Source organism: Nakamurella leprariae, from assembly GCF_016918035.1.
Taxonomy (GTDB): Bacteria; Actinomycetota; Actinomycetes; order Mycobacteriales; family Nakamurellaceae; genus Nakamurella; species Nakamurella leprariae.
The window spans coordinates 20,030-27,544 of record NZ_JAERWK010000004.1; the positions used below are offsets into that span (position 1 = coordinate 20,030).

Below are 7,515 nucleotides of genomic sequence, written 5' to 3' on the forward strand. Positions count from 1 at the left end.
GTCCGCCGCCGCACCGGCCGGCCAGCAGCTGACCCGCCGGCCGGCCGGGAGGCCCCGGACCGCCCGACCCACTCGCACCGAGGAGCCCGCACCGCACCGACTGCATCCGCCGGAGACCGACCGGTCACCGCACTGGTCCAGCGCCGGGCCCTCCCGAACGTCCTCGACATTCCCGTCCGGCCGCGCTCGATCGAGCCGACCCGGACGGTCCGACCGCCCGGCACGACCTGCCGGCGCTCACCGGCCCCGGCCGTCCCGCCGGCGCCGACGCGATCCCGCAACGAAGGAGATCAGTTCGTGACCACGACCGCCGAGATCGAAGCGTTGACCACCCGGCACGTCCCGGACGACTGGACCGACCTGGACACCCGTGCGGTGGACACGATCCGGGTGCTGGCCGCGGACGCCGTGCAGAAGGTGGGCAACGGTCACCCGGGCACCGCGATGAGCCTGGCCCCGCTGGCGTACACCCTGTTCCAGAAGGTGATGCGCCACGACCCGGCCGACCCGCACTGGCCCGCCCGGGACCGCTTCGTCCTCTCCTGCGGTCACTCCAGCCTGACCCTGTACATCCAGCTGTACCTGGCCGGCTACGGCCTCGAGCTGGACGACCTGAAGGCGCTGCGGACCTGGGGCTCCCTCACCCCGGGCCACCCGGAGTACCACCACACCAAGGGCGTCGAGATCACCACCGGCCCGCTGGGCCAGGGGCTCGCCTCCGCCGTCGGCATGGCCATGGCCGCCCGCCGCGAGCGCGGCCTGTTCGACCCGGAGACCCCCGAGGGCGCCTCCCCGTTCGACCACTTCGTCTACGTGGTCGCCTCCGACGGGGACATCGAGGAGGGCGTGACCTCCGAGGCGTCGTCCATCGCCGGCCGGCAGGAGCTCGGCAACCTCATCGTCTTCTACGACCACAACGAGATCTCGATCGAGGACGACACCAACATCGCCCTCTCCGAGGACGTCGCGGCCCGTTACGAGGCCTACGGCTGGCACGTGCAGAAGGTGGATGGCGGCGAGAACGTCGTCGCCATCCTGGAGGCCATCGAGGCGGCCAAGGCCGTCACCGACAAGCCGTCGTTCATCCAGGTCCGCACCATCATCGGCTACCCGGCGCCGAACCTGATGAACACCGGCAAGGCGCACGGCGCCGCCCTCGGCACCGATGAGATCGTCGAGGTCAAGAAGATCCTGGGCTTCGATCCGGAGCAGACCTTCCAGGTCGACGACGAGGTCATCGCGCACACCCGCAAGGCCGTCGAGCGCGGCGAGGCGGCCAAGACCGCCTGGCAGGCCGAGTTCGACCAGTGGGCCGCCGACCAGGGCGAGCACAAGGCGCTGTTCGACCGGCTCACCGCGCGCGAGCTGCCGCAGGGCTGGACCGACGCGCTGCCCAGCTACCCGGCCGACCCGAAGGGGGTCGCGACCCGCAAGGCCTCCGGCGAGGTGCTGTCCGCGCTCGCGCCGGTGCTGCCCGAGCTGTGGGGCGGCTCGGCCGACCTGGCCGAGTCGAACAACACCACCATGAAGGGCGCCGACTCGGCCGGCCCGAAGGCGGCGGCGACCAAGGACTGGAACGCCACCCCGTACGGCCGGACGCTGCACTTCGGCATCCGCGAGCACGCCATGGGCGCGATCCTCACCGGGATCGCCATGCACGGCCCGACCCGCCCGTACGGCGGCACCTTCCTGACCTTCTCGGACTACATGCGCGGCGCGGTCCGGCTGGCCGCCGTGATGGGGGCCCCGGTCACCTACGTGTGGACGCACGACTCCATCGGCCTGGGCGAGGACGGCCCGACCCACCAGCCGATCGAGCACATGGCCGCGCTGCGGGCCATCCCGAACCTGTCGATGCTGCGGCCGGCGGACGCCAACGAGACCGTCTTCGCCTGGCGCGCGGTGCTGGAGCGGCAGACGGTGTGGAAGACCGGTCCCGTCGGCCTGGCCCTGACCCGGCAGAACGTGCCCACCCTGGAGGGGACCTCCTACGAGGGCGTCACCAAGGGCGCCTACGTGCTGGCGGACTTCGACGCCGACGCAGCCGGCGACTCCTCTGACAACAAGGTCATCCTGATGGCCTCGGGCAGCGAGGTGCAGATCGCGGTCGAGACGAAGGCACTGCTGGCCGCCGAGGGCATCAACGCCCGCGTCGTCTCGGTGCCGTGCCTGGACTGGTTCGAGGTGCAGGACGCCGACTACATCGCCTCCGTGCTGCCGCAGGACGTGCAGGCCCGTGTTTCGGTCGAGGCCGGGGTCGCGCAGCCGTGGTGGCGCTGGCTGGGTTCCGCCGGTCGCCCGGTGTCGATCGAGCACTACGGTGCGTCGGCCGACTACAAGACGCTGTATGAGAAGTTCGGCATCACCTCGGCCGCGGCCGTGGCCGCGGCCAAGGAGTCGCTGGCCGCCATCGGCAGCGGGCCGAGCACCGAGAGCAGCAAGGACAAGCAGCAGCCGGCGGTGCTGGACACCTTCGGTCAGCAGTGAGCTGGACCTGCCCAGCCCGGATCCACTGACCTGATCTGACTGAACGGAAGGGAAGCGCGACATGACCACACCGCAGTCCTCCGGCCCCCTGGCCGATCTGTCCGCCGCCGGCGTCTCGCTGTGGCTGGACGACCTGTCCCGCCAGCGCCTGCACTCCGGCAACCTGGCCGAGCTGATCCGCGACCGGCACATCGTCGGAGTCACCACCAACCCATCGATCTTCGCCGCCGCGCTCAAGGACGGTGAGTCCTACCGGAAGCAGGTCGCCGAGCTGGCCGCCCAGGGCGCCGACGTCGAGGACGTCGTCCGGGCCACCACCACCGATGACGTGCGGGACGCCTGCGACCTGTTCGCCGACGTCTTCGCGGCCACCGGCGGCGTGGACGGCCGGGTCTCCATCGAGGTCGACCCGCGGCTGGCCCACGACACCGAGCGGACCACCGCGCAGGCCCAGGAGCTGGCCAAGATCGTCGACCGGCCGAACGTGCTGATCAAGATCCCGGCCACCCTGGCCGGACTGCCGTCGATCACCGCCGTGCTGGCCGAGGGCATCAGCGTCAACGTCACGCTGATCTTCTCGCTGGAGCGCTACGCGGCGGTCATCGACGCGTTCGTGGCCGGCATCGAGCAGGCCAGGGCCAACGGCCACGACATCTCGAAGATCCACTCGGTGGCGAGCTTCTTCGTCTCCCGGGTCGACACCGAGATCGACAAGCGGCTGGACGCCATCGGTTCGCCGGAGGCCGGCGCGCTGCGCGGACAGGCCGCGATCGCCAACGCGCGGCTGGCCTACCAGCTGTGGGAGCAGAAGTTCGCCGAGGACCGCTGGACGCCGCTGGCCGAGGCCGGCGCCCACGCCCAGCGCCCGCTGTGGGCCTCGACCGGGGTCAAGGACCCGGCCTACGACGACACCCAGTACGTGGTCGAGCTCGTCGCCCCCGACACGGTCAACACCGCGCCGGAGAAGACGATCGACGCGGTCGCCGACCACGGGGTGATCCGGGGCAACACCATCGCCGGGACCTACGGCGCCGCGTCGTCCACCTTCAGCGCGCTGGAGGCGGTGGGCGTCGACGTCACCGATGTCTTCAGCGTGCTGGAGGACGAGGGCGTGTCGAAGTTCGAGCAGTCGTGGGAGGAACTCCTGCAGACCGTGCAGACGGCGCTGGACGAGGCCAAGCAGGGCTGAGCCAGCCCGCCCGCACGCTCATCCGGCGATCGGGTGAGCACGGCTCACGACGGGGCCCGGCCGGCCACACCGGCCGACCGGGCCCCGTCGCCGTCCGGTCCGGTGGCCCCGGGCCGGGACGACCTGGTGTGATGCCTCTCCGAGGCATCCGGCGTGGAAGGAACCAGCACCGCCCATGACCGCTGCGCTCTCCAATCCGTTGCGCGATCCACGCGACAAGCGACTGCCCCGGATCGCCGGGCCGTCCGGCATCGTCATCTTCGGCGTGACCGGCGACCTGTCGCGCAAGAAGTTGATGCCGGCCATCTACGACCTGGCCAACCGCGGCCTGCTGCCGCCGGGGTTCGCGCTCGTCGGTTTCGCCCGACGCGACTGGAGCCGGGAGGACTTCAGCACGGTCGTGCACGACGCGGTCAAGCAGTACGCCCGCACCCCGTTCTCCGAGGACGTCTGGCGGCACCTGGCCGAGGGGTTCCGGTTCGTGCAGGGCAGTTTCGACGACGACGTCGCGTTCGACACCCTGGCCGCCACCCTCGCCGACCTGGACGAGGTGCGCGGCACCGGCGGCAACCATGCCTTCTACTTCTCCATCCCCCCGGACGCGTTCCCGGTGGTGCTCAAGCAGCTCAAGCGGGCCGGCATGTGTGACCACTCCGAGGACCAGTGGCGCCGAGTGGTCATCGAGAAGCCGTTCGGCTCCGACCTGAAGACTGCGCAGGAGCTCAACTCGCTGGTCTCGGACGTGTTCCCGTCCGAGAGCGTGTTCCGCATCGACCACTACCTGGGCAAGGAGACGGTGCAGAACCTGTTGGCGCTGCGCTTCGCCAACCAGATGTACGAGCCGATCTGGAACGCCCACTACGTCGACCACGTGCAGATCACCCAGGCCGAGGACATCGGCGTGGGGGGCCGGGCCGGGTACTACGACGGCATCGGCGCCGCCCGGGACGTCATCCAGAACCACCTGCTGCAACTGATGGCGCTCACCGCGATGGAGGAGCCGGGCTCGTTCGACCCGACCAACCTGCGGCGCGAGAAGGTCAAGGTGCTGGCCGCGGTCCGGCTGCCCGAGGACCTGATGGCCGGCACCGCCCGCGGGCAGTACGCGGCGGGCTGGCAGGGCGGCGAGAAGGTGCCGGGCTATCTCGACGAGGAGGGCATCGCGGCGTCGTCCCAGACCGAGACCTACGCCGCGGTGAAGCTGCTGGTGGACAACCGGCGCTGGGCCGGTGTGCCGTTCTACCTGCGCACCGGTAAGCGACTGGGCAAACGGGTCTCGGAGATCGCGGTCGTGTTCAAGCGGGCGCCGCACCTGCCGTTCGCCAAGGGCGACACCGCGGAACTGGGCTCCAACGCGCTGGTCATCCGGGTGCAGCCGGACGAGGGCATCACCATCCGGTTCGGCTCCAAGGTGCCCGGTCCGGCCATGGAGGTGCGCGACGTGTCCATGGACTTCTCCTACGGTCAGTCGTTCACCGAGGCGTCCCCCGAGGCGTACGAGCGGCTCATCCTGGACGTGCTGCTCGGCGAGCCGTCGCTGTTCCCGCAGGACGAGGAGGTCGAGCTCTCCTGGAGGATCCTCGACCCGATCGAGCGGGCGTGGGCCAAGGCCCGGACCCAGCCGGAGCCGTACGGCTCGGGCAGCTGGGGCCCCGCGTCGGCCGACGCGCTGATGGCGCGCGACGGGCGCGCCTGGCGGCGTCCGTGATGCGCCGTCCGCGATCCGCGCACACCATCCGTCCGCGAGCGGCCCTGGGAGCAGCACAGTGATCATCGACCTGCCGTCCACGACCTCGTCCAAGATCAACAAGGCGATGGTCGACCTGCGCGAGAAGGGTGGCACCGTCACCCTGGGCCGGGTGCTGACCCTGGTCATCGTGACCGAGGAGGGGTCGGCCGAGGACCCGATCGAGGCGGCCAACGGCGCGTCGTTCGAGCACCCGTGCCGCGTCATCGTGGTCGCCCGCGGCTCCAAGCGGGGCGCGCCCCGGATGGACGCCCAAATCCGGGTGGGTGGTGACGCCGGCGCCAGCGAGGTGGTGGTGCTGCGGCTCTACGGCGCCCTGGTCGACCACGGCGCGTCGATCGTCGTCCCGCTGCTGCTGGCCGATGCACCGGTGGTGGCGTGGTGGTCGGGTGCCGCACCGGCCGTCCCCGCCGACGATCCGATCGGAGCCCTGGCCACCCGCCGGATCACCGACTCGGCGGGCACCCGCCGGACCGCCGGAGCCCTGGCCGATCGGCTGTCCGGCTACCGGCCCGGCGACACCGACCTGACCTGGACGCGGTTGACCACCTGGCGCGGCCTGCTGGCCGCTGCCCTGGACCAGCCGCCGCACGGCAAGGTCACCTCCGTGGAGGTGGCCGGTGCGTCCGACTCGGTCTCCACCGACCTGCTGGCGGCCTGGCTCGCCCTGCAGCTGCGCTGCCCGGTGCGCCGGATCAAGGCCGGGCGCACCGGCTCCGGGGTGCACACAGTCACGCTGTCCCGCCGCGAGGGCAGCATCCGACTGCACCGACCGGATGCCCGGACGGCGACCCTGTCGGTCACCGAGCAACCGGACCGGGAGGTCGCCCTGCCCCGCCGCAGCCTGCGCGACTGCATCGCCGAGGAGCTGCGCCGGCTCGAGCCGGACGACGTCTACGCCGAGGTGCTGTGCCGCGGGGTGGCGCTGGTGGCCAAGTACGCGGATGCGCCCGAGTCGACCGGGCGAGCGCACTCCGCGGCGAGTGACGCGACTCCGGCGCCGTCCGGGGGACGGACGAAGGCCCCGCGCCGGTCCCGGACCGCCGTGCCCACCGTGCGCGACGCGCCCGCGGCTCCGGTCGCCGACGCCACCGTCCCGGCCCGCCGGGCTCGGAGCCCCCGCACCCGTCCCTGACCCGGCCCGCACGAGGAGCAGCCATGAGCGACACCCGGTCCATCGCCGTCTTCCCGTCCGTCGACGTTCTGGTCGCCGCGACCGCGGCCCGGCTGATCACCGAGTTGGTCTCCCGGCAGGCCGGCGGCACCGTGCCGAGCGTGGTGCTCACCGGCGGCGGCACCGGGATCGGCGTGCTGGCCGCGGTGGCGGCATCCCCGGCGCGAGCGGCCGTCGACTGGAGCCACGTCGAGTTCTGGTGGGGCGACGAACGTTTCGTGCCCGCGGACGACGACGAGCGCAACGACCGGCAGGCCCGGCAGGCGTTCCTGGACCAGCTCGAGGTGGACCCGGAGCTGGTGCATGCCATGGCTCCGGTGGACGGACCGCTGGGCGACGATCCGGACGCGGCGGCCGCCGCGTACCAGCAGCTGCTGGCGGACCGGGGCGTGCTCGAGCGTGGGTTCGACGTCCTGATGCTCGGGGTCGGCCCGGAAGGCCATGTCGCGTCGATCTTCCCGGACTCCCCTGCCGCCGCGTCGCAGGACTGGGTGACCGCGGTGCGGGACTGTCCGAAGCCGCCGCCGACCCGGATCTCGCTCACCTTCCCGGCGATCGGACTCGCCGACCAGGTGTGGCTGATCACCGCCGGCGGCGGCAAGGCCGAGGCAGTGGCCCGGGCCGTGGGTGGTGCGGCACCGCAGGACGTGCCGGCCGCCGGGGCGATCGGCCGGAGCGCGACGTGGTGGTTCGTGGACCGGGACGCCGCGGCTCAGGTCGACCCGGACGTCGTCGGCTGAGCGAGGAACGAGCGAAGCCGGGCGCGGACCAGAAGGCACGGACGTCGTCGGCTGAGCAACCTATGAGGTTGAGGTCAAGTGCTGTGTTGGCTGGGTGATGGGTATGGGGGGTCGGCGGGGCGGCGTGTGCCTGCCTCGTTGATCAGGTTTGGTGTTGGACGGGGTCCTGGGCCCGTTC

The 7,515-nt window shown here is 71.9% G+C and carries 5 protein-coding genes; all 5 read left to right on the forward strand.

Features of this window, described 5'->3' with window-relative positions; genetic code table 11:
- The first annotated feature begins 297 nt into the window (after window positions 1-297).
- The 5 genes from tkt to pgl all read left to right on the forward strand — a co-directional run bounded on the left by tkt (window position 298) and on the right by pgl (window position 7,337).
- Window positions 298-2,487, forward strand: a complete 2,190-nt coding sequence (tkt, locus tag JL106_RS02805) for a transketolase (protein WP_328841102.1) — start codon at window positions 298-300, stop codon at window positions 2,485-2,487.
- Between the two features lie 61 nt (window positions 2,488-2,548).
- The gene (gene tal, locus JL106_RS02810; RefSeq protein ID WP_205259176.1) at window positions 2,549-3,676 is read left to right on the forward strand and encodes a transaldolase; all 1,128 of its coding nucleotides are present in this window, start codon (window positions 2,549-2,551) and stop codon (window positions 3,674-3,676) included.
- A 175-nt stretch (window positions 3,677-3,851) separates the two neighbouring features.
- The gene (gene zwf, locus JL106_RS02815; protein WP_205259177.1) at window positions 3,852-5,384 is read left to right on the forward strand and encodes a glucose-6-phosphate dehydrogenase; all 1,533 of its coding nucleotides are present in this window, start codon (window positions 3,852-3,854) and stop codon (window positions 5,382-5,384) included.
- A gap of 58 nt (window positions 5,385-5,442) precedes the next feature.
- Window positions 5,443-6,558 (forward strand): glucose-6-phosphate dehydrogenase assembly protein OpcA, encoded by a 1,116-nt coding sequence (locus JL106_RS02820; protein WP_205259178.1) that lies wholly within the window; start codon window positions 5,443-5,445, stop codon window positions 6,556-6,558.
- A gap of 23 nt (window positions 6,559-6,581) precedes the next feature.
- The gene (gene pgl / locus JL106_RS02825) at window positions 6,582-7,337 is read left to right on the forward strand and encodes a 6-phosphogluconolactonase (protein ID WP_205259179.1); all 756 of its coding nucleotides are present in this window, start codon (window positions 6,582-6,584) and stop codon (window positions 7,335-7,337) included.
- Window positions 7,338-7,515 lie beyond the last annotated feature (178 nt).

Bases quoted from the DNA above. Each gene is read 5' to 3' on its own strand.
- tal (WP_205259176.1), top strand. From the start codon at position 2,549: ATGACCACACCGCAGTCCTCCGGCCCCCTGGCCGATCTGTCCGCCGCC.
- zwf (WP_205259177.1), top strand. From the start codon at position 3,852: ATGACCGCTGCGCTCTCCAATCCGTTGCGCGATCCACGCGACAAGCGA.
- pgl (WP_205259179.1), top strand. From the start codon at position 6,582: ATGAGCGACACCCGGTCCATCGCCGTCTTCCCGTCCGTCGACGTTCTG.